This window comes from Pedobacter sp. (assembly GCF_046462515.1).
GTDB lineage: Bacteria > Bacteroidota > Bacteroidia > Sphingobacteriales > Sphingobacteriaceae > Pedobacter.
In genome coordinates, this window is the sequence record NZ_JBKGVD010000002.1 from 312,331 (window position 1) to 331,668 (window position 19,338).

25 protein-coding genes and 1 pseudogene are annotated in these 19,338 nt (G+C 37.2%); 16 read left to right on the plus strand and 10 right to left on the minus strand.

Features of this window, described 5'->3' with window-relative positions:
* The first annotated feature begins 212 nt into the window (after positions 1–212).
* Positions 213–1,199 carry a metallophosphoesterase family protein gene (locus ACLHG9_RS02290; RefSeq protein ID WP_410219901.1) on the plus strand — a complete coding sequence of 329 codons (987 nt, stop codon included), beginning with the start codon at positions 213–215 and terminating at the stop codon, positions 1,197–1,199.
* Positions 1,200–1,201: 2 nt separating this feature from the next.
* Here ACLHG9_RS02290 and ACLHG9_RS02295 read toward each other — a convergent pair whose 3' ends face one another.
* The 5 genes from ACLHG9_RS02295 to ACLHG9_RS02315 are packed head-to-tail and all read right to left on the minus strand — an operon-like array spanning position 1,202 to position 4,924.
* Positions 1,202–1,702 (minus strand): shikimate kinase, encoded by a 501-nt coding sequence (locus tag ACLHG9_RS02295; protein WP_410219902.1) that lies wholly within the window; start codon positions 1,700–1,702, stop codon positions 1,202–1,204.
* Positions 1,699–2,142: a DinB family protein gene (locus ACLHG9_RS02300; protein ID WP_410219903.1), complete on the minus strand. Its 444-nt coding sequence runs from the start codon at positions 2,140–2,142 to the stop codon at positions 1,699–1,701. The genes ACLHG9_RS02295 and ACLHG9_RS02300 overlap by 4 nt, the downstream gene beginning before the upstream one ends.
* 12 nt (positions 2,143–2,154) lie before the next feature.
* Positions 2,155–3,210: an ABC transporter permease gene (locus ACLHG9_RS02305; protein ID WP_410219904.1), complete on the minus strand. Its 1,056-nt coding sequence runs from the start codon at positions 3,208–3,210 to the stop codon at positions 2,155–2,157.
* A complete protein-coding gene (locus tag ACLHG9_RS02310; RefSeq protein ID WP_410219905.1) occupies positions 3,211–4,362 on the minus strand; it encodes a BT_3928 family protein in 1,152 nt (383 codons plus the stop codon). It lies immediately after the preceding gene.
* A 19-nt stretch (positions 4,363–4,381) separates the two neighbouring features.
* Positions 4,382–4,924 (minus strand): DUF1599 domain-containing protein, encoded by a 543-nt coding sequence (locus ACLHG9_RS02315; protein WP_410219906.1) that lies wholly within the window; start codon positions 4,922–4,924, stop codon positions 4,382–4,384.
* A 48-nt stretch (positions 4,925–4,972) separates the two neighbouring features.
* Here ACLHG9_RS02315 and folP point away from each other — a divergent pair, with 48 nt between their 5' ends.
* The 8 genes from folP to ACLHG9_RS02355 all read left to right on the plus strand — a co-directional run bounded on the left by folP (position 4,973) and on the right by ACLHG9_RS02355 (position 9,711).
* Complete coding sequence (gene folP / locus ACLHG9_RS02320) at positions 4,973–5,830, plus strand: dihydropteroate synthase (protein WP_410219981.1); 858 nt, start codon at positions 4,973–4,975, stop codon at positions 5,828–5,830.
* Between the two features lie 308 nt (positions 5,831–6,138).
* The gene (cdaA, locus tag ACLHG9_RS02325; protein WP_410219907.1) at positions 6,139–6,930 is read left to right on the plus strand and encodes a diadenylate cyclase CdaA; all 792 of its coding nucleotides are present in this window, start codon (positions 6,139–6,141) and stop codon (positions 6,928–6,930) included.
* Between the two features lie 16 nt (positions 6,931–6,946).
* Positions 6,947–7,126, plus strand: coding sequence for a GNAT family N-acetyltransferase (locus ACLHG9_RS02330; protein WP_410219908.1), 180 nt, complete (start codon positions 6,947–6,949; stop codon positions 7,124–7,126).
* Positions 7,098–7,478, plus strand: a complete 381-nt coding sequence (locus ACLHG9_RS02335) for a GNAT family N-acetyltransferase (RefSeq protein WP_410219909.1) — start codon at positions 7,098–7,100, stop codon at positions 7,476–7,478. Before ACLHG9_RS02330 ends, ACLHG9_RS02335 begins: the two co-directional genes overlap by 29 nt.
* A 37-nt stretch (positions 7,479–7,515) precedes the next feature.
* Positions 7,516–7,887 carry a DUF1801 domain-containing protein gene (locus ACLHG9_RS02340; RefSeq protein ID WP_410219910.1) on the plus strand — a complete coding sequence of 124 codons (372 nt, stop codon included), beginning with the start codon at positions 7,516–7,518 and terminating at the stop codon, positions 7,885–7,887.
* Positions 7,888–7,974: 87 nt separating this feature from the next.
* Positions 7,975–8,313, plus strand: a complete 339-nt coding sequence (locus tag ACLHG9_RS02345) for an ArsR/SmtB family transcription factor (RefSeq protein ID WP_410219911.1) — start codon at positions 7,975–7,977, stop codon at positions 8,311–8,313.
* Positions 8,314–8,339: 26 nt separating this feature from the next.
* On the plus strand, positions 8,340–8,822 hold the full coding sequence (locus tag ACLHG9_RS02350; RefSeq protein WP_410219912.1) for an SRPBCC domain-containing protein: 483 nt from the start codon (positions 8,340–8,342) through the stop codon (positions 8,820–8,822).
* Between the two features lie 10 nt (positions 8,823–8,832).
* The gene (locus ACLHG9_RS02355) at positions 8,833–9,711 is read left to right on the plus strand and encodes an alpha/beta fold hydrolase (RefSeq protein WP_410219913.1); all 879 of its coding nucleotides are present in this window, start codon (positions 8,833–8,835) and stop codon (positions 9,709–9,711) included.
* Between the two features lie 39 nt (positions 9,712–9,750).
* Here ACLHG9_RS02355 and ACLHG9_RS02360 read toward each other — a convergent pair whose 3' ends face one another.
* Complete coding sequence (locus ACLHG9_RS02360) at positions 9,751–10,269, minus strand: N-acetyltransferase family protein (RefSeq protein ID WP_410219914.1); 519 nt, start codon at positions 10,267–10,269, stop codon at positions 9,751–9,753.
* A 207-nt stretch (positions 10,270–10,476) separates the two neighbouring features.
* Here ACLHG9_RS02360 and ACLHG9_RS02365 point away from each other — a divergent pair, with 207 nt between their 5' ends.
* Positions 10,477–11,454, plus strand: coding sequence for a hypothetical protein (locus ACLHG9_RS02365; RefSeq protein ID WP_410219915.1), 978 nt, complete (start codon positions 10,477–10,479; stop codon positions 11,452–11,454).
* Between the two features lie 55 nt (positions 11,455–11,509).
* On the opposite strand, the gene ACLHG9_RS02370 is transcribed toward ACLHG9_RS02365, so the two are convergent.
* Positions 11,510–11,920: a BrxA/BrxB family bacilliredoxin gene (locus ACLHG9_RS02370; RefSeq protein WP_243357493.1), complete on the minus strand. Its 411-nt coding sequence runs from the start codon at positions 11,918–11,920 to the stop codon at positions 11,510–11,512.
* Positions 11,921–12,024: 104 nt separating this feature from the next.
* Positions 12,025–12,468 (minus strand): CCC motif membrane protein, encoded by a 444-nt coding sequence (locus ACLHG9_RS02375; protein ID WP_410219916.1) that lies wholly within the window; start codon positions 12,466–12,468, stop codon positions 12,025–12,027.
* Between the two features lie 17 nt (positions 12,469–12,485).
* On the opposite strand from ACLHG9_RS02375, the gene ACLHG9_RS02380 reads away from it, so the two are divergent.
* Positions 12,486–12,611, plus strand: a complete 126-nt coding sequence (locus ACLHG9_RS02380; protein WP_410219982.1) for a hypothetical protein — start codon at positions 12,486–12,488, stop codon at positions 12,609–12,611.
* Positions 12,612–12,656: 45 nt separating this feature from the next.
* Here ACLHG9_RS02380 and ACLHG9_RS02385 read toward each other — a convergent pair.
* Positions 12,657–12,800 (minus strand): annotated as a pseudogene (locus ACLHG9_RS02385) (DUF2752 domain-containing protein); the annotation flags it as partial.
* Positions 12,801–12,909: 109 nt separating this feature from the next.
* Between ACLHG9_RS02385 and ACLHG9_RS02390 the strand changes: the two are divergent.
* From ACLHG9_RS02390 to ACLHG9_RS02405, 4 genes are all read left to right on the plus strand, one after another.
* Positions 12,910–13,674, plus strand: coding sequence for a DUF1080 domain-containing protein (locus tag ACLHG9_RS02390; protein ID WP_410219917.1), 765 nt, complete (start codon positions 12,910–12,912; stop codon positions 13,672–13,674).
* A gap of 171 nt (positions 13,675–13,845) precedes the next feature.
* Positions 13,846–15,477 (plus strand): ABC-F family ATP-binding cassette domain-containing protein, encoded by a 1,632-nt coding sequence (locus ACLHG9_RS02395; protein ID WP_410219918.1) that lies wholly within the window; start codon positions 13,846–13,848, stop codon positions 15,475–15,477.
* A 193-nt stretch (positions 15,478–15,670) separates the two neighbouring features.
* Positions 15,671–16,987, plus strand: coding sequence for an adenosylhomocysteinase (gene ahcY / locus ACLHG9_RS02400; protein WP_410219919.1), 1,317 nt, complete (start codon positions 15,671–15,673; stop codon positions 16,985–16,987).
* 122 nt (positions 16,988–17,109) lie between these two features.
* Complete coding sequence (locus tag ACLHG9_RS02405; protein ID WP_410219920.1) at positions 17,110–17,445, plus strand: DUF6370 family protein; 336 nt, start codon at positions 17,110–17,112, stop codon at positions 17,443–17,445.
* A gap of 67 nt (positions 17,446–17,512) precedes the next feature.
* Here the strand turns inward: ACLHG9_RS02405 and ACLHG9_RS02410 are convergent, their stop codons facing one another.
* Entirely contained in the window at positions 17,513–18,508 is a 996-nt protein-coding gene (locus ACLHG9_RS02410) for a polysaccharide deacetylase family protein (protein ID WP_410219921.1), read from the minus strand.
* A 112-nt stretch (positions 18,509–18,620) separates the two neighbouring features.
* Between ACLHG9_RS02410 and ACLHG9_RS02415 the strand changes: the two genes are divergently transcribed.
* On the plus strand, positions 18,621–19,337 hold the full coding sequence (locus tag ACLHG9_RS02415; protein ID WP_410219922.1) for a pyridoxine 5'-phosphate synthase: 717 nt from the start codon (positions 18,621–18,623) through the stop codon (positions 19,335–19,337).
* The last annotated feature ends 1 nt before the right edge of the window (position 19,338 follow it).

A 19,338-nucleotide genomic window follows, 5' to 3' on the forward strand; every position in this document is an offset into this window, starting at 1 on the left:
TTATTTATCACGTCACCCTGAACTCGTTTCATGGCCTATTGTTCTTTTTTTTAGATACTAACTAAATTCAGCATGACGATTATAAGCGATGTAGTGCTTTCCTATTTGAATGTCATCCTGAACTTGTTTCAGGATCTATATTTAGTATTCATGATGCACATTTTTTAGTGCAGTCTTTAATAAAAAAGTATCTTAGCCTAAACTTACATTACATGAAATCAAAGATTTTATTTCTGCTATTGCTTACAGGTTCGGTAATTCTTCTTTCTTTTATCCGTGAAGGCAAAACATTACCTGTCTTATCTAAAAAAGATTTTAACATAGCTGTAATCAGCGATCTTAATTCAGGTTATGGTTCAACCTCTTATCACGATGACGTATATACAGCTTTAAAAGAACTGAAAACCCTAAAACCCGATATGATTCTCTGCGGAGGAGATATGGTTGCCGGACAAAAAGCTACTTTAACAGAAGCAAACTTACAGGCCATGTGGAAAAGCTTTGATACCAATGTATTTGCTAAAATCAAAGCCATGAAAGTTCCTTTTGCTTTTACGGTAGGAAACCACGATGCATCACCAAACTTTACCAAAGATCGAGAAGTAGCAAGTCGTTACTGGCTGAGCAAAAAAGATAGTTTGGGCTTAGATTTTATAAGTGATGAAAATTATCCTTTCTATTTCAGCTACGCCAATAACAGGGTGTTTTTTATCAGTTGGGATGCTTCGGGAGCGCAGATTAAGCCCGAAGTTTTGAACTGGATGCAGGAACAACTTAATAGTAAAGCTGCCAAAACAGCAAAACTGCGTATTGTATTAGGCCATTTGCCACTTTATGCCATTGTAAGCAGTAAAAATAAAGCAGGCGAAGTTTTAGCTTCAACAGGCATGCTCGAAGAAATGTTTGAACAGCATAACGTAGATTTGTATATCAGTGGTCATCAGCATGCTTACTATCCTTCAAGAAGAAAAACACTGCGCCTTTTAAATGCAGGTTGCATAGGTGATGGCCCAAGGCCTTTTATTAATAATCCCGAACCAGCAAAAAGAGCTTATACCATTATCAAAGTACCCCAAAAGCAAGCTAATAAATTTACTTACCAGACTTTTATTCCTGCTCAAAACTCAACCATAGAAATAAAAAATCTGCCTGATTCAATAATAGGGTTTAACGGGATTTCCAGATTAGATCAATACTGATTTTAAATCGCTTTTATTTTTTTAAGCAAATCTTCTGTTTTTAAATCAAAAGCATCTACAGTGAGCTTTGCTTGATGGTAAAAAGGATTTCTTTCCTCCAGTTTCTTAATGATAAAAGCAAGCAACTGTTCATCATCCATCCCCTTTAAAAGTGGTCGTTTCTCACGATTGTGTAATCTGGAAACCAATTGTGGAGGTGTCATCTCCAAGAAAACTGTTATGCCGTTAGCATTCATCCAATCCATGTTATCAAAGTAACAGGGTAATCCGCCTCCAGTAGCAACAACACAGGTTTTGGGATAAGCATAAGATTTTAGTGTTTGGTTTTCTAACTGTCTAAAAGCAGCTTCGCCGTAAGCAGAAAAATAGTCGGCTATACTCATTTTTTGCTCAGCAACAATTACGGCATCTAAATCTATGAGTTCGCAATTTAAAAGATTGGCCAATTGCTTGGCTTTGGTACTTTTACCACAGCCCATAAAGCCTACTAAAAAGATTTTCATAACAGATTCTGGCGCTTAAAAAAAATGTAATCGGTTGCAGGCGGTTGTACCTGATTTTCTTTGAGCATACTGGCAATCTGGGCTCTGTGGTAAGTGCAATGATTGCATACATGCAGTAAAATATCATTAACCTTATTGCCGAAACTTTGGCCCGATGAATTGCTATAATCAATAACCTTATCTAAAGGAATGTTTGCTGTGATTTCATTCAGCATCTTAAAATTCTCTTCGCTGTGCCCGGCAAAACCTGTAGGCTCAAGCATCTCCCATACGCCTAAGGTAGGCGTTTGAAGCAGGATGCGTTTTGCCCAGATATGCTGCGATGTAAGTACATGACTAAACAAGCGATTAGCTTTTTCTATAGAAAAATTGGTTTCAGCCAAAGCTTTGATCATCATCTGATCGGCCAGATAGGTGTATTTAATAAATTCATCTAACATATCGTTTGAGAATTAGGTTAACTTTATACGGGGATCTACCCATGCATATAAAATATCTACCAGTATATTTACAATTACAAACACAAAAGCAATAAACAGGATAGAGCCCATTACTACCGGAAAATCAGACATTTCTAATGCATTTACCGTGGTGCGCCCCAAGCCATTATAGCCAAAAATGTACTCTACAAAGAAAGAACCTGCCAAAAGCGAGGCGAACCAGCCAGAAATAGCTGTAATAACCGGGTTTAAAGCATTCTTTAAAGCATGTTTATAAATAATGGCATTTCTGCCCAAGCCTTTTGCTCGGGCCGTTCTGATATAATCCTGGGATAAAACATCCAGCATGGCGCTGCGGGTAAGCTGAACAATAATAGCTAAAGGACGAAGTCCCAAAGTAATCATAGGCAACCATAAATTTTTCCAAGTCATAATCTCGCCCCGAAAAGGATCATAACTGTATAAACTACCACTCATGTTAAGACCGGTATAATCAGATAATACAAAACCGAATAACCACGCAATAATAATCCCCGCAAAGAATGACGGAGCAGAAATACCTAAAATAGCAAAACTGTTAGCTAAATTATCTATCCAGCTACCTTTATAAATAGCCGATAGAACACCTAAAAATACTCCGATGATGGTTGCAAAAATCATGGCTGTTAATGCCAGTATAAAAGTATTGGGCACGGTCTCTGCCAATATAGCAGTTACATCTCTTTTAGTTTGGTATGAACGGCGGAGGTAGGGTTTTTTGAGCACTAAAGCATCATCACCTATTTTAATCAGTTTGATGTAATGGTATTTTTCCTGATTTTCTGCATTATAAGGATGCACGCTAAGCGGCAGCAGGTCATTTACATACAATAAAAACTGCACAGGCTTAGATTTATCCAAGCCAAATTCTTTACGTACCGCATCTAATGACTGTACATCAGCACGTTGGCCCATGGTCATACGAGCAGGATCTCCGGGTAAAATGTTAAAAAGAATAAAGACAATACAAACTACTCCGGCTAAAACGGCCAGACCATAAAGCAACTTTTTAAATGCGTAGTTGATCATTTATTTACTGAAATATTTCTGAGTTAACCGATCAAAAGATGGCAAACTGTTATAATGCCACTTATTTACAATAATACCGTTTTTTAGTAATAATACACCAGGATTTGCTCTTACCATACTTTTAAGTGGTACCGCATCGGCATAAAAGATTTCCATAAATAATTTATGTTTTTTACTGAAAGCTTCGGCATCTTGCGCTGATGAAGAAGTAAGCAAAACCGTTCTGATATTAAATTGTTCAGCAGCATTTAAGGCTAAGGCATTTACATCCCCAATGGCTTTTTCGTTGGCATCACTTAAATTATAAGCAACTACCACCAAGTTATAATAAGGATTCTCGATGAGTTCTTTGGTATAATCAGTACCTGATGCATCGCTGATATGCAGATCTTTAATTTTAACCTTGTAGCCCTCTTTGATCAGTTTTCTTTCGGGTGTACCTATAACTTCCCAGTTTTCATCTTTCCATATTTCTTGAGCCAAATAGTCCTTATCGCTCATTTTTTTGATTTCTCCTGTTTGCTTGTTCTTCAATTCGTACATGATGAGATATTCATCAACAGGAGCTCCTTGTGGTATACGCATAGATTCTGGTATGCTGGAGCCTTTCTTATAAGGTAGAAAATCTATGAAAGGCAGAAAATTATAAGTGTACAGGCCTATAAGTAAAGCAAACAGAGCAACAACTATACTTGCTTTTTGCTGTACTTTAGTGTTTGCGGTTACTGGTTGGATCAGTTGCCTGTTTCTATAAATGATGACGATAAGTACAAGGAGGATAAGGTCTTTTATGAACGATTGCCAAGGGGTAAGCGGAATAGCATCGCCAAAGCAGCCACATGAAGTAACCACCTTAAAAGCAGCCGAAACAAAGGTTAAAAAGGTGAAAAAGATAATCAAAGCCAAAAGACCTTTTGCAACAAAATTTCTGAAGAAACCCAGTAAAAGCATAGTGCCTAACATAATTTCGAGCACACAGAGCAGAATAGCAATACCTGTAGCCCAGTTGCTCAAAAAACTGATATGGAAAACTTCAAAATATTCCTGCAGTTTATAACCAAAACCCAAAGGATCATTGATCTTTACCAGTCCTGAGAAAATAAACAGCAGACCGGTAATCCATTTTGAAATCTGAAAAAGCGTTTTTTGCATGTATCTATGTGGTTTAAATCTAGCCTACATCTAATTTGATCAAAGCAAATACCGAATAATTGAGCATATCCTGATAATTGGCCTTAATGCCTTCTGAAGCCAGGGTTTTACCCTCATTATCCTCTATTTGTTTTACACGCAATATTTTCATTAAAATCAAGTCGGTTAATGAGCTGATGCGCATATCTCGCCATGCTTCGCCGTAATCATGGTTTTTAGCAAACATCAGGTCTTTGGTTTCTTTAACCTTGGCATCATAATATTGCTCCGTAATATTTACAGGCAGATCGGTAGGTTCGTTTTCACTTAATTCGAGCTGTAAAATGGCCATAATACAATAATTCACAATGCCGATATATTCAGAACCGATATCTTCGCCCACTTTTGAAACCTTTTTCTCTTCTAAAGTTCTGATACGCTGTGCTTTGATAAATATCTGGTCTGTAATAGAGGACGGACGTAAAATGCGCCACGCAGTACCATAATCTTTGGTCTTTTTTAAAAAAAGTGATTTACACACTGCAATAACTTTATCGAATTCTAATGATGTATTTGATGCCAAAATGCTAAAATTTTAACGAGTAACTTTAACTTTGTTTTTTATTTAATGATGGCTAAAGATACATTTTTAAACCGAAAATTAACACTTAACTGCAAAGGCAGGCTCGTTGATCTGAGTCGGCCACAGGTAATGGCAATTATCAATTTAACACCAGATTCGTTTTATGGTGGCAGTAGGGTCAATGTAAAAGATGAACTGCTGCTAAAAGTAGAAAATTTTATCAAAGAAGGGGCTGCTTTTATAGACTTGGGGGCCTACTCATCAAGGCCGGGAGCATTAAACATTAGCGTGCAGGAAGAAACAGATCGCTTATTGCCAGCAGTAGAAGAAATAAACAGGCAATTTCCCCATGCGTTGATTTCTATAGATACTTTTAGAGCTGATGTTGCCGAAAAAGCCATACATGCAGGAGCAAATATTATTAATGATATTGCAGCTGGAAATCTGGATGATCAAATGTTTGCCACTGTAGCTAAGCTTGGTGTACCTTATATTATGATGCACATGAAAGGCACACCCCAAAATATGCAGCAAAATCCTGTTTACAACAACCTTACAGAAGAAGTGCTGAACTACTTTTTAGAAAAGGTCGGAATTTTGAAAAAGTTGGGAGTAAAAGACATAATCATAGATCCGGGTTTTGGTTTTGCTAAAACTCTGGAGCATAATTACGAGCTGTTAAAACAAATGGAAGTTTTATCTGTACTTGAGTTACCTATATTGGTAGGTGTATCCAGAAAATCGATGATCTGTAAATTATTGAATATAAAACCTGGAGAAGCCTTAAACGGAACATCAGTATTGAATACGGTAGCCTTGTTAAAAGGAGCGGACATATTAAGGGTACATGATGTAAAAGAAGCTGTTGAATGCGTGGAACTGATTGGAAGTATGAATAAAGTTTAACTGCATTTATTGGGTAGAGTTATCTGTTTAATCGGTTATTGTTAAATTGCAGCCATGCTATTGTGCAATTAACCAACTCTTACAGTTTAAATGACTAAACTGCATATTTATTTATTCACTAAGAAATTCAACACTAAAGAAAGCCTAATTAGTTAATAGTTGAAATCTGCTTATCGTCAGCCTGTATCAATGCTTAGAAGATTGTCCTACGGTTAACCAACTAATCAGTTAACCGAATAGGTCGCTAAACCCAATTAATTAATTTAACCTATTAAACACTATCTAATTTTCCCTATCTTGTAGAACAAATGAAAGGCCTTGATTTCGATTTCTTAAAATTCAACTGGCTCGATGCGGTTGATATTGTGCTGGTGGCTATTCTAGTATATTACATTTACAGTCTTGTGCGCAATACATTAGCTGTAAACCTGATACTGGGCATGTTCATTATTCTCATAGCTTATTATGTGGTTAGCAGTTTACACATGAACCTGCTCACAGCTATTATTAGCAAATTTATGAGCGTGGGCATTATTGCGCTGGTAATTATATTTCAGCCCGAAATAAGACGTTTTTTGCTTCATATAGGTAAAAGCACATTTTTGCAGAAGAACAAAGCCTGGTGGGGCCGCTTATTTGGGAGTAAAGATATAGAGCGTGACAACCTGTTAAGGATTAAGCCAATTATCGACGCCTGTAAAACCATGAAAAAGACTCGTACAGGAGCTTTGATCGTGTTTGTAAAATACTATGACGAAGAGTTTTTTACCAATAGTTGCGAGGTTATAGATGGGAAGATCTCTAAACGATTGTTAGAAAGCATATTTCAAAAACATAGTCCGCTGCACGATGGCGCAGTGGTGATTTCTGAAAACAAAATTAAGAGTGCAAGCTGCATTTTGCCCCTTACCGATAACGATAAACTACCACCGCAATTTGGCTTAAGACACAGGGCAGGTATAGGTGTATCAGAATTGAGCGATGCGGTAGCTGTTATTGTTTCTGAAGAAACCGGCGAAATCGCCTATGCCAAACAAGGGCGCGTACGCATGAATGTTTCATTTGGCGAGTTGGAGAAATTGCTCAATAAAGATTTCTAATTTAACTATACCCTTCATGGAAATTTTTGCAGAAACAGAGAGATGTATCCTAAGAGAGATATTACCCGAAGATCTTGAAGGGATGTATGATCTTGATTCGGATCCTGAGGTGCATACCTATTTAGGCAACACGCCACTAACAGACAAAGCGCAGGCGGCTGATATGATTGATTTTATCAGGCCAATATATAGATAACGGAATAGGCCGTTGGGCTGTTGTTGATAAGCGTACCAATGAGTTTATGGGGTGGACTGGATTGAAATATATTAAAGATGAGATCAATCATCATATTAATTTTTACGACATCGGTTATCGTTTTAGAAAAAAATACTGGGGCAAGGGAATTGCCACAGAAACCGCACAGGCATCGCTAAAATATGCTTTTAATACATTAGAGATTAACGAAGTTTACGCATTGGCGGATGTTAACAATGCAGGTTCAAACAAGGTGTTAAAAAAAATAGGTTTACGTTTTATTGAGGAGTTTGATTTTGAAGGAACCCCACATAATTGGTATAAGATTCTTAAAACAGAGTTTGAACAATAACCTTAAGAAAACTTATCGATCTATAATATCAATCTGAATGAATGCCCTGGAAAACTATTATGAACAACATAAAGAACCAATAAAAAGTTGTTTATTAGCTCTTCGTAGCATTATACTTGCTCAAGATCAAGACATTTCAACATCCCTGAAATATGGCATGCCTTTTTTCAGTTATAAAGGAAAAATGTTTTGTTATTTATGGATGCATAAAAAATATGGTCAACCTTATATTGGTATTGTTGAAGGAAAGCATTTTGAAGAACCTTTTTTACTTCAGGAAAAGCGCTCGAGGATGAAAATATGGCTATTTGATCCTAATGAAGATTTACCTTTAAACACCATTCAAAACGTGGTGCAAAAAGCTATCAGTTTATACCAAACAGAGGTGGTAAAATTGAAAAACCATTAGTCGTCTCAAATCTTTTTCAGAATTTTTAAAAAATAATTGCGCAAGTAAATACTTGCTTATATATTTGCAAGCAAATACTTGCATAATATGGAAGCACGCAGAGATGTTTTTCAGGCCATAGCCGATCCAACCAGAAGGGCAATTATAGGGATGATTGCCAAAGAACCCGTTAACGTTAATACCATTGCAGAGCAATTTGAGGTAAGCCGTCAGGCTATTTCTCTGCATCTTAAAATTCTTTCAGAATGCGGTTTGCTCAACATCAGACAGCAAGGACGAGAACGTTTATGCGAAGCTAAACTCGAAAAGCTAAATGAGGTACATGAATGGGTTGAACAGTACCATAAATTATGGAAAGGAAGATTAAATGCCCTGAAGCAATTTGTAGAACAAGAAGAGCTACAGGCTCAAAATAGTTATAAATAAAAGTATAAAAGATTAAAAATAGAGAAATGGAAAATGGTGTAAATAAACAGGAGGTTTTTATAGAAGAAATCTTTAATGTGGGCCCTGAAAGAGTTTTCAGCGCATGGACCGATCCTGAAAAATTAATACAGTGGTATGCGCCTGATGGTTGCAGCATTCATTTTAAGAAAATTGAAGTTAAAACAGGCGGGCAATTCCATTCCCGTATTTCTAACCCTCAGTTTGGCGATTGCTGGTGCATAGGCGAATACAAAGAGGTAACGCCCTATACAAAACTTGTATTTACCTTGGTTAATGCCGATGAAAATGGCGAGCCTATTGACCCTGCTACTATAGGAATGGACCCAAACTGGCCAGGTAAGACACTGGTTACAGTAACATTTGCAGAAGAAAACGGGAAAACGAAGTTGCAGTTAAGGCAGACCGTTTTGCAGGAACTGGCGCAAAAAACAGGAGCATACCCAAGTTGGTTGCAAATGCTAAACCATATGAGAACAATCTTGGATTAAAACCAAATCAATGAAAAAAGTAATTGTTTTTGTGATGGTAGCGTTGTTATGTGCTGCCAAAGTTAAATCGCAGGCTAAGCAGAGTCAAATGAAAACCAAAATAAATGATACACTTAGCGTTCGTAAGGGTTACTCTGAAGTTAACGGCATTAAAATGTATTATGAGATTTACGGAAAAGGGCAGCCGCTTGTCTTGATCCATGGAGGAGGCTCTACTATACAGACCACATTTGGCCGGGTAATACCTATGTTTGCTTTACACAGGCAGCTTATTTGTGTGGAGCTTCAGGCCCACGGACGTACCGAAGATAGAAATACGCCAATTTCTTTTGAGCAGGATGCAGATGATGTTGCAATGCTCATGAAAAATCTGGGCATTGCTAAAGCAGATATTTTTGGTTTTAGCAATGGTGGAATGACGGCGATACAAATGGCAATCAGGCATCCCGAGAGATCAGGTAAGATTATTGCTGCTTCCGTATTATTGAAACGTGACGGCACTTCTCCTCAGTTTTGGGAGTTCATGAAAAATGCAACATTTGCACAAATGCCGCAATCCTATAAAGATGCCTTCATGGAAGTAAATCCTGATCGGAACAAGCTCATGAACATGAATTTGAAATGTGCAGAGAGAATGAACAATTTTAAGGATTTTCCAGATGAGCAATTAAAAGCTATAAAATCGCAGGTAATGTTTATTAACGGTAATGAAGATGTGGCTTTGCCAGAGCATATTGTAGCCATGTCGAGATTGATACCCCAAAGCAAACTGGTTATTGTACCAGGAGGGCATGGAGAGTACATTGGAGAAATAACCACGTTAAAGCAGGGTTATAAAAACTCTGATTTTATTGTGCCAATCATAGAAAACTTTTTAGATAAACGATAAACCAAGGGAAATGATGAAATGCTTAAGATAATAAGCATGTCAAAGCACTTTTTTCATCATAAGGTCTGTTTGCGTTTCATCGCCTAATCTAAAGATATGTTTATCAAATTCAACAAAACCATTTTTTGCATAAAATTTAAGCGCTCTCATATTTTGTTCCCATACCCCTAGCCATATGTAAGAAGCATTGAGCTGGCCCGCAATTTCTGTAGCCTTATCATAAAGTAGCTGCCCAACCTTTTTACCATGAAAATCCTGTAGAACGTAAATGCGTTCAATTTCAAGCGCATTATGATCTTGTACTTCGGTTTGCGATTGTCCGGTATTGAGTTTTAAATAACCGATAACCCTATGGTCAAGTACAGCAAAATAGAAATATGAATCCTTGTTGTTTAGTTCAGTACTTAGCTTGTTGCTTGCAAAGCTTTCCTCTAAATATTTAGCCATATTTTCTTCCGAATTTTCTGCTGAAAAAGTTTCAGAAAAAGTTTGCCTGCCAATTTCCTGTAATAATCCGAGGTCACTTATATCCGCCTGCCTAATCACTATGTGCTCCATACTATTTTTACTATTTACAATTCAAAAATACTTTTATCACAGCTTAAAAATGTAATCAGATTTTAATAAATCGAAATAGCTGTTGAGCATACTATCCCTGTAGAATAACAGCAAAAGATTTGATCTCATCTCTAATTAATCACGATTGTTTGTAATAAATGTATCTGTTTGAAATCCAATGCTTAAATAAACTTAGCATACATGAAAATGAAACAGATTAACGTACTTCTTGTGCTGTTGTTGCCTCTCTTCGCAAGCGCACAGGAGCAATTGAAAAACAATATATTTCGTAAAGACAGCTTAGTTATTATTGAAGCCAATCCAAAAAAAGGATTTAATAATGCTTATATGCTTTTTGTACCCAAAGGCTTAAACAAAGAAAAGCTGACTTGTCTTCTGGTAGAGCCCAATAATACGGGTAAATTGAGTGATAATATAGAAGATCATCGTAAAAGTGCCATAGCCCAGGCTGCGGTAAGCTCTATAGGTAATAATATTTCAACAGAGATCAAAGTGCCTTTATTGGTGCCGGTATTTCCACGCTTAGAATCAAAACCTCTGGTTTACAGTCATGCCTTAGATCGGGATGTAATGCTTGAAAAAGAACCTGATCTGAAACGTCTCGACCTCCAGCTCGTAGCCATGATAGCCGATGCTAAAGAAAGATTAAAACAGATGAATATTCGGGTAGAAGATAAAATATTTATGAATGGCTTTTCGGCATCTGCCACATTTACCAACCGTTTTTTGTTTTTACACCCGCAGTTGATTAAAGCTGCTGCCATGGGTGGCTTTAATGGAGAATTGATGCTCCCTTTAAAAATCTATAAAGGTCAAAAAATTGCTTACCCTTTAGGATTAGCTGATTTTAAGAGAATATCAGGTTTTGGTTTTAATGAGAAAAACTATAAAACCATTCCTCAATTCATTTATATGGGCGCATTAGATGATAATGATGCCGTTAAATATGATGATGCTTACAATAAGAAAGAGCAAGATCTGATCAATACCCTTTTAGGTGGTGAGGTACAAAGCAGGTATAAAAATTGTCAAAGCATTTATGAACAGGAAAGTGTAAATGCAAAATTTAAGACCTATGAAAAAGTAGGACATTGGACTACTTCAGCAATTAATCTTGATGTGATCCGGTTCTTTCTGGCACATTTGAGTAAAGTTAAACCATGATCTATAAAAAAGGAGCAAAGAATATTCTTTGCTCCTTTTTTGCTTCTTTTATCTCTTAACAGTGCTGGTCAAAAGCATCAATCAGGCTATCGGCAATCATTTGTGCCGGACGGCCTTCAATTTGGTGACGCTCTATCATATGAACCAATTTGCCGTCTTTAAACAGAGCCATAGAAGGCGATGAAGGAGGAAAAGGCATCATATAGGATCTTGCTCTATCAACCGCGTCTTTTTCCATTCCGGCAAATACAGTTACCAATTTGTTAGGATGTTTGGTATTAGCTGCGGCTAATTTTGCTGCCGGACGAGCATTTGCTGCCGCACAACCACAAACAGAATTTACCACAACAAATACAGTACCTTCGCTTTTAATTGCAGAGTCTACCTCTTCAACAGTTTTTAATTCTTCAAAGCCAACGTTGGTTAGCTCGGCACGCATTGGTGCAACTAAATATTCTGGATACATGCTTGTATTAATTTTTTATCAGTCTGCAAAGATAGCTAAACAAAATCGAGTGCAAAAGAATAGTCTGTAAATTAACAAATACCTGACGGTCTGCTATTTTAAGATCAGATATCAAGTGAATTTAAAAGATCCTGTACATCATCAGGATTATTAATGGCCTTAAATCCAAACACCAATACAAAGAATAAATAAAATAACAGGTACAAGATACTTAATGACAGACCTATAATAGCACATACCTTGCCTGCATTTAAATTCTTGAAAGAACTTTGACTGTACCACAGGGGATTAATGGTGAAAAGCTGCTTGTCTTTTCTGGCTAAAACTAAAGCTATAACGGCAAAAATAATACCCGGAACTCCGTAACAGCAGCAACTTACAATAGATAAAATACCTAAGACCAATACGGCAGTTGCATTAGGCAACGCGGGCTGGTAATGATAGCCAAATGGTGGCTGCTGAAAATTAGGAGGATAAGGATTTTGTCCTTGAGCTGATCCCTGCGGGTTTTGTTCAGGGTTAGAGGGCGTTTGTGTTTCTTCTGACATAGGTTTTAATGAAGCTGATGAGTTTTTATTTTGTAAATGTAATTAATTACAATAATCATGCTGATGAAAATGTAAAGAATTTTAATGAAAAAGCTGCCGTTTTTAAAATTGAATTTAAGATGGAGAAAGACAAATATAATTAAAGTAAAAATAGGGATGGTAGGAGGGTAGAATTTAAAACTTTCTATAAAATTGCCTTTTAAAATGCTCAATACTGAACGCTGAAAACCACAGCCCGGACAGTCCAGACTGGTTAGCCGTTTAAAAGGACAGCTTAACAGATGATTTTCGAGCCACTGTAATAGCTGGTATTTACCCAATAGTAAAAGCATGCTTATGGTGTAAAAAACAGATAATTATTTTCAAGGATATAAACATAAATTCAAATCTTTAAATTGCATTAAATTTTTTGAAAATTAATATCTAATCTGGTTGATTTATATGAAACGAATTTTTATACCCTGCATGGCTTTGATTATGGCTTTTAACCTCGCCAAAAGCCAGAAACCACAAGATACAGAAGTTTACCAGCCTGTACCCCCAAAAGTAAATCCGGCAAAAACATACGGAGAAGCTCCTTCTGATGCAATTATCTTATTTAATGGTAAAAACCTCGATGAATGGGTTTCGGTAAAAGACAAAACCAAGCCTGCACTATGGACCGTGGCTAACGGCATTTTTACGGTTAAGAAAGGAACCGGAAATATTGAAACAAAGCGTTCTTTTGGAAGCTATCAGTTGCATCTTGAATGGAGAATACCTGAAAATATTACAGGTAAAGGACAGGGGCGCGGCAACAGCGGGTTGTTCTTAGCCTCTACGGGGGGTGGTGATGATGGTTATGAATTGCAGATATTAGACAGTTACAATAACGATACTTACACCAACGGACAGGCGGGCAGTATCTATAAGCAGTTTGTACCTTTGGCAAATCCGGCCAGAAAACCTGGCGAGTGGCAAGTTTATGATGTGATTTGGACTGCTCCGGTTTTCAATTCAGATGGCAGTCTGAAATCAGCTGCAAGAGTTACTGTGTTTTTTAACGGCGTTTTAGTACAAAATAACGTAGAGCTTATGGGTCCCACACAATATATTGGTAAACCTTCTTACCAAAAAGCTCACGGACCATTACCTATCAAATTGCAGGACCATGGCGATCCAAGTGAACCGATCAGTTTCAGGAATATCTGGATCAGAGAGCTATAAGATTTTTAATCTCCGCATTTAAAATATTGAGGTTGCCCCATAACAGCGTAAGTAAGATTGCTTTGTGGATTTATGAGGCAATCTTACAACATTTGATAAAATAATAATCGAACTAAGGTTATTACTCACAGATACGTTTATCTTTGCGCCGATATTTAAAAAGTATAATTCGTGATCAACGTAAATAATGTTTCTGTCTCTTTTGGAGGGACCACCCTTTTCAGTGATGTTTCTTTCTCTATTAATGAAAATGATAAAATAGCCCTAATGGGCAAAAATGGCGCAGGAAAATCAACGCTTTTGAAGATTATAGCCGGTGTAGGACAACCTACCAGCGGCAATGTTACCGGGCCAAAAGATGCTGTAATTGCCTATCTACCCCAACATTTATTAACACAAGACCATTTAACGGTATTTGAAGAAACTTCTAAGGCCTTTGAAGAAGTATATCAAATGCGTGATGAACTGGAAGAACTCAACAAGCAACTGGAAACCCGTACCGATTATGAAACCGATGATTACATGAAAGTAATCGAACGTGTATCAGAATTAAGTGAGAAATTCTATTCTATCGAAGAAACCAATTATGACGCTGAGGTAGAAAAAGTACTCAAAGGTTTAGGTTTTTTGCGTAGTGATTTTACCCGTCCGACATCAGAATTTTCTGGTGGATGGCGCATGCGTATAGAGCTGGCTAAAATTCTCCTAAAAAAACCTGATTTAATTTTACTGGATGAGCCTACCAACCACATGGATATTGAAAGTATTCAATGGCTGGAAGATTTTCTGGTTACATCAGCCAAAGCAGTAATTGTGATTTCACACGACCGTGCCTTTGTAGATAATATTACCAACCGCACCATTGAAGTAACCATGGGACGTATTTATGATTACAAAGCAAAATACTCTCACTATTTACAATTGCGTCAGGAACGTCGTCAGCACCAATTAAAAGCTTACGAAGAGCAAAAACGCTTTATAGCCGATAATCAGGAGTTTATTGAGAGATTTAGGGGCACTTACTCTAAAACATTACAAGTGCAATCTCGTGTTAAAATGTTGGAGAAGCTTGAAATTATAGAAGTAGATGAAGTAGATACTTCGGCTTTGCGATTGAAATTTCCCCCTTCTCCACGTTCTGGTCAATATCCGGTAATTGTTGAAGAATTGACCAAAGCCTATGGCAATCATGTGGTATTTGAGAAAGCTTCGATGACTATTGAAAGAGGCGAAAAAGTAGCTTTTGTGGGTAAAAACGGTGAAGGTAAATCGACTATGATCAAAGCTATTATGGGCGAGATTGATTTTGAAGGTTCGTTAAAGGTTGGCCACAATGCTAAAATCGGTTACTTTGCTCAAAACCAGGCTTCTCTTTTGGATGAAAGTTTAACGGTTTTTGAGACCATTGATCAAATTGCTGTGGGCGATGTAAGAGTAAAAATCAAAGATCTGTTGGGCGCGTTTATGTTCAGTGGTGATGATACAACCAAAAAAGTAAAAGTGTTATCTGGGGGCGAAAAAACACGTTTAGCAATGATTAAACTATTGCTAGAACCTGTAAACGTATTAATACTTGATGAGCCTACCAACCACTTGGACATGAAAACCAAAGACATCATCAAAGAAGCATTACAAGATTTTGATGGCACTTTAATTTTGGTTTCACACGATAGGGATTTCTTAGATGGATTAGCAAACAAAGTATTTGAATTTGGTAACAAAAGTGTTCGCGAACACTTTGAAGATATCAAAGGTTTCTTGGAATATAAAAAAATGAACAGCTTAAAAGATATCGAAAAATAGGAAGTTTAACCACATAGGTACTGGTGTTCAAATGCTATGTTTCTATGTGGTTTATGGTCTTTTAACCCTTATTCTTCATATAATGATAGAGCTTAGTTAAGCATATCATCATCAATTTGTAAAGCACCATTTATTAAATTGATATTCACAAAGCTATACCGTAAATTTGTAGCCTAAATTAAAAAATAAAAATATGTCATCAGTAGAGACTACTTACGTTCCTTACAAAGTTAAGGACATTTCACTGGCGGAATGGGGCCGCAAAGAGATTGAATTAGCAGAAGCCGAAATGCCAGGTTTAATGGCGTTAAGAGCAGAATTTGGTCAATCTAAACCCCTTAAAGGTGCACGTATTGCAGGATGTTTGCACATGACCATTCAAACAGCTGTTTTAATTGAGACTTTGGTTGAGCTGGGCGCAGAGGTAACTTGGTCATCATGTAACATCTTTTCAACACAAGATCATGCTGCTGCGGCAATTGCTGCTGCGGGTATTCAGGTATATGCTTGGAAAGGCTTAACAGCCGAAGAGTTTGACTGGTGTATTGAGCAAACGCTTCATTTTGGTGAAGAACGTCAACCGTTGAATATGATTTTAGATGACGGTGGAGATTTAACCAATATGGTTTTTGATAAATATCCTGAGTTGATTGCCGGAATTAAAGGTTTATCAGAAGAAACCACCACAGGAGTACACCGTTTATATGAGCGTATGAAAAACGGAACCTTGCATTTGCCAGCTATTAATGTAAATGATTCGGTTACCAAATCTAAGTTCGATAACAAATACGGATGCCGCGAATCCCTTGTAGATGCCATACGCAGAGCAACAGATTTGATGTTGGCAGGTAAAGTAGCGGTTGTTGCAGGTTATGGCGATGTGGGTAAAGGTTCTGCCGCTTCATTAAGCTCGCAGGGTGTACGTGTAATTGTTACCGAGATTGACCCAATCTGTGCATTGCAAGCGGCAATGGAGGGTTATGAAGTGAAGAAATTTGCCAATGCGGTAAAAGAAGCAGATATTATTGTAACTACTACAGGTAACTGCGATATTGTTCGTGGCGAGCATTTTAAAACCATGAAAGATAAAGCTGTGGTATGTAACATTGGCCACTTCGATAACGAGATTGATATGGCCTGGTTAAACCAAAACTACGGACACACTAAAGTTGAGATCAAACCTCAGGTTGATAAATATACCATAGATGGTAAAGATGTTATTGTATTGGCAGAAGGTCGTTTGGTAAACTTAGGTTGTGCTACAGGCCACCCAAGTTTTGTAATGAGTAACTCATTTACCAACCAAACCTTAGCACAGTTAGAGCTTTGGACAAATTCTGGTCAATATGAAAACAAAGTTTATGTGTTGCCTAAACATTTAGATGAAAAAGTAGCACGTTTGCACTTGGCTAAAATTGGCGTTGAGTTAGATACTCTAGATCAACATCAAGCTGATTATATAGGTGTTAAAGTAGAAGGCCCGTATAAGCCTGAAACTTACAGATATTAATACCCGGTTTAATGAACCCATTAAAGGGATGTACAAAGTACATCCCTTTTTTATTATATAATTTTTTAAATTTTTGGTCTATTCTGTTAATAGGTTTACCTTGCAGTATAAAATCAAGAACAATGAAAAAACTTTTATTCTTGCTATTTTTAGGTTTGGGTTTAGGCGCAAATGCGCAAACCAAAACTAAAAAAGCGGTTTCTAAATCTATTACCAACCAAGTGGTTGAAATTGCCTGTGGGGAATGCCAGTTTAAAATGAAAGGTAAAAGCTGTGATCTTGCTGTACGTATTGACGGAAAGCCTTACTTTGTAGATGGCAGAAAAATTGATGATTTTGGCAATGCACATGGCGATGATGGCTTTTGCAATGCGGTAAGTAAGGCCAATGTAACAGGTAAGATCATTGATGGCAGATTTAAAGCAGAGAAGATAGAGCTGGTAAAAGAGAATAAATAGGTATTTAGTATTTAGATGTGAGATATTAGATTGAAGCTTTCTATTTTTCAGTTCTTTCATTCAAACATCATTTAAACGAAGACAAAATACCCTGCGTAAGATCAAATAAAGACCATTGCCTTCCAGCAATATCACTTTTTTTATTTTGTAATAAGGCAATGAAATCTTTTACGCCAGATTCCTCATTGCCATTACCATGAATTAGTACAATACTTCCGTTTTTTGCCTTTTCGCCTTTGGCCAGCCAAGCGTCAGAACCAACAGGTATTAAACCAAAGCGCATGATTTTTTCAACAAGTTTCTGATTAGAAACCAATCCAGGAAAGCGGAAGAAAACAGAAGACACAATGCCATTCTTTAAAAGCAATTGTTCATTCTCTAGAACTTCTGCCTGCACATCTGTATCTTTTGCTAGCATGAAATTTTGAGAAAGGGGTAGCTCATTTACCCTGTGGTTGTATGAATGATTGATCCATGTAATAGCTAATTGATTTTTATCCTGGAGTTGTTTGAGCCAGTCAAAATCAGCCTGGTGTTTTAATAACCATTTACCCGATATGGAAAAAGAGATGGGAATAAGCTGCGAATTTTTAAAATTAGACAGCAGATCGCTCACAATTACTCGATCCATTTCTTTGTGCGAAGGGCACAGGTCAACCGTTAGAGTAATTCCGCTTTTACCACTTATAGGCGTATTTAATCCCGAGTTTTGTATGGCCTTATCGTTAGCAAGAATGTTTTCCACTACTTTTACATAGGTCGAATTTTTGAACATAGCTCTGATGTTGTTGAAATCAACATTGCTTAGCTGGTAAAGTTCTGCGGGCTCTATCCTGGTCTTCAGGTTTTGCAAGTCTGCCAGTAGCAGGTATTTCTTCTGATTTGATTTAAAACTTCTAATGGCAAGGTATTTTCCACTATTGTTAACAGCTAAGGCGTATATCGCTTTATATGCACTCAGATCTTCAGCGTATTGGGCATTGCTTTTTAAGAAAAAGCAGCAGCACAGCACTGATAGCTTAAACTTTAAGGGCAGGGTTTGATTAAACGGCTTTAATAACATAGAGTAAATGAAAGAGGTAATAAGATTGGTCCAGTATAACTTAAATGCATTAAGTTAGGGTATTTTTCATAGAAATTACAATAGTGTTCTAACATTAAGCTAACTTTGCAATATGACAAAACTATCAGTCAATATCAATAAAATAGCTACTTTACGTAACAGCAGGGGAGGAAATAACCCTGACCTTGTTAAGGTGGCTTTAGATTGCGAGCGCTTTGGTGCAGAAGGTATAACGGTACACCCACGCCCCGATGAACGCCACATCCGTTACCAGGATGTATTTGAACTTAAAGAAGTAATCTCTACCGAATTTAATATAGAGGGTAATTGCCGTGAACAGAAATTTGTTGATCTGGTACTGGCAAACAAGCCGGCACAGGTTACCTTGGTTCCTGACGCTTTAGGTCAGATTACATCCAATCATGGTTGGGATACAATCAAGCATCAAGCTTATTTGCAAGATATGGTAGCGCTTTTTAAATCAGAAGGAATAAGGGTTTCCATTTTTGTTGATCCGGTTGTTGAAATGGTAGAAGGTGCTTTGGCCACAGGAACAGACCGTATTGAACTTTATACAGAAGATTATGCCAAACATTACCACATAGATAAAGAAAAAGCTATAGCACCATACTTAGCTGCTGCAAATAAGGCCAATGAGCTAGGTTTGGGGTTAAATGCCGGACACGACTTGGATTTGCATAATCTGAAATACTTTGCACAACATACCCCTAATTTGTTAGAAGTATCTATAGGCCATGCCCTGGTTTGCGATGCCTTGTATTATGGCTTGGAAAATACGGTTCAACTGTACTTAAAACAACTGGTCTGAT

What these genes read in the sequence shown, in the direction of transcription:
- ACLHG9_RS02350 (WP_410219912.1), top strand. Translation starts at nt 8,340, where the DNA reads ATGGAAAATGGTGTAAATAAACAGGAGGTTTTTATAGAAGAAATCTTT.
- cdaA (WP_410219907.1), top strand. Translation starts at nt 6,139, where the DNA reads ATGAAAGGCCTTGATTTCGATTTCTTAAAATTCAACTGGCTCGATGCG.
- ACLHG9_RS02410 (WP_410219921.1), bottom strand. Translation starts at nt 18,508, where the DNA reads ATGTTATTAAAGCCGTTTAATCAAACCCTGCCCTTAAAGTTTAAGCTA.
- ACLHG9_RS02330 (WP_410219908.1), top strand. Translation starts at nt 6,947, where the DNA reads ATGGAAATTTTTGCAGAAACAGAGAGATGTATCCTAAGAGAGATATTA.
- ACLHG9_RS02390 (WP_410219917.1), top strand. Translation starts at nt 12,910, where the DNA reads ATGAAACGAATTTTTATACCCTGCATGGCTTTGATTATGGCTTTTAAC.
- ACLHG9_RS02415 (WP_410219922.1), top strand. Translation starts at nt 18,621, where the DNA reads ATGACAAAACTATCAGTCAATATCAATAAAATAGCTACTTTACGTAAC.
- ACLHG9_RS02365 (WP_410219915.1), top strand. Translation starts at nt 10,477, where the DNA reads ATGAAACAGATTAACGTACTTCTTGTGCTGTTGTTGCCTCTCTTCGCA.
- ACLHG9_RS02340 (WP_410219910.1), top strand. Translation starts at nt 7,516, where the DNA reads ATGAATGCCCTGGAAAACTATTATGAACAACATAAAGAACCAATAAAA.
- ACLHG9_RS02360 (WP_410219914.1), bottom strand. Translation starts at nt 10,269, where the DNA reads ATGGAGCACATAGTGATTAGGCAGGCGGATATAAGTGACCTCGGATTA.
- ahcY (WP_410219919.1), top strand. Translation starts at nt 15,671, where the DNA reads ATGTCATCAGTAGAGACTACTTACGTTCCTTACAAAGTTAAGGACATT.
- ACLHG9_RS02295 (WP_410219902.1), bottom strand. Translation starts at nt 1,702, where the DNA reads ATGAAAATCTTTTTAGTAGGCTTTATGGGCTGTGGTAAAAGTACCAAA.
- ACLHG9_RS02290 (WP_410219901.1), top strand. Translation starts at nt 213, where the DNA reads ATGAAATCAAAGATTTTATTTCTGCTATTGCTTACAGGTTCGGTAATT.
- folP (WP_410219981.1), top strand. Translation starts at nt 4,973, where the DNA reads ATGGCTAAAGATACATTTTTAAACCGAAAATTAACACTTAACTGCAAA.
- ACLHG9_RS02355 (WP_410219913.1), top strand. Translation starts at nt 8,833, where the DNA reads ATGAAAAAAGTAATTGTTTTTGTGATGGTAGCGTTGTTATGTGCTGCC.
- ACLHG9_RS02310 (WP_410219905.1), bottom strand. Translation starts at nt 4,362, where the DNA reads ATGCAAAAAACGCTTTTTCAGATTTCAAAATGGATTACCGGTCTGCTG.
- ACLHG9_RS02300 (WP_410219903.1), bottom strand. Translation starts at nt 2,142, where the DNA reads ATGTTAGATGAATTTATTAAATACACCTATCTGGCCGATCAGATGATG.
- ACLHG9_RS02370 (WP_243357493.1), bottom strand. Translation starts at nt 11,920, where the DNA reads ATGTATCCAGAATATTTAGTTGCACCAATGCGTGCCGAGCTAACCAAC.
- ACLHG9_RS02305 (WP_410219904.1), bottom strand. Translation starts at nt 3,210, where the DNA reads ATGATCAACTACGCATTTAAAAAGTTGCTTTATGGTCTGGCCGTTTTA.
- ACLHG9_RS02405 (WP_410219920.1), top strand. Translation starts at nt 17,110, where the DNA reads ATGAAAAAACTTTTATTCTTGCTATTTTTAGGTTTGGGTTTAGGCGCA.
- ACLHG9_RS02375 (WP_410219916.1), bottom strand. Translation starts at nt 12,468, where the DNA reads ATGTCAGAAGAAACACAAACGCCCTCTAACCCTGAACAAAACCCGCAG.
- ACLHG9_RS02345 (WP_410219911.1), top strand. Translation starts at nt 7,975, where the DNA reads ATGGAAGCACGCAGAGATGTTTTTCAGGCCATAGCCGATCCAACCAGA.
- ACLHG9_RS02380 (WP_410219982.1), top strand. Translation starts at nt 12,486, where the DNA reads ATGAGTTTTTATTTTGTAAATGTAATTAATTACAATAATCATGCTGAT.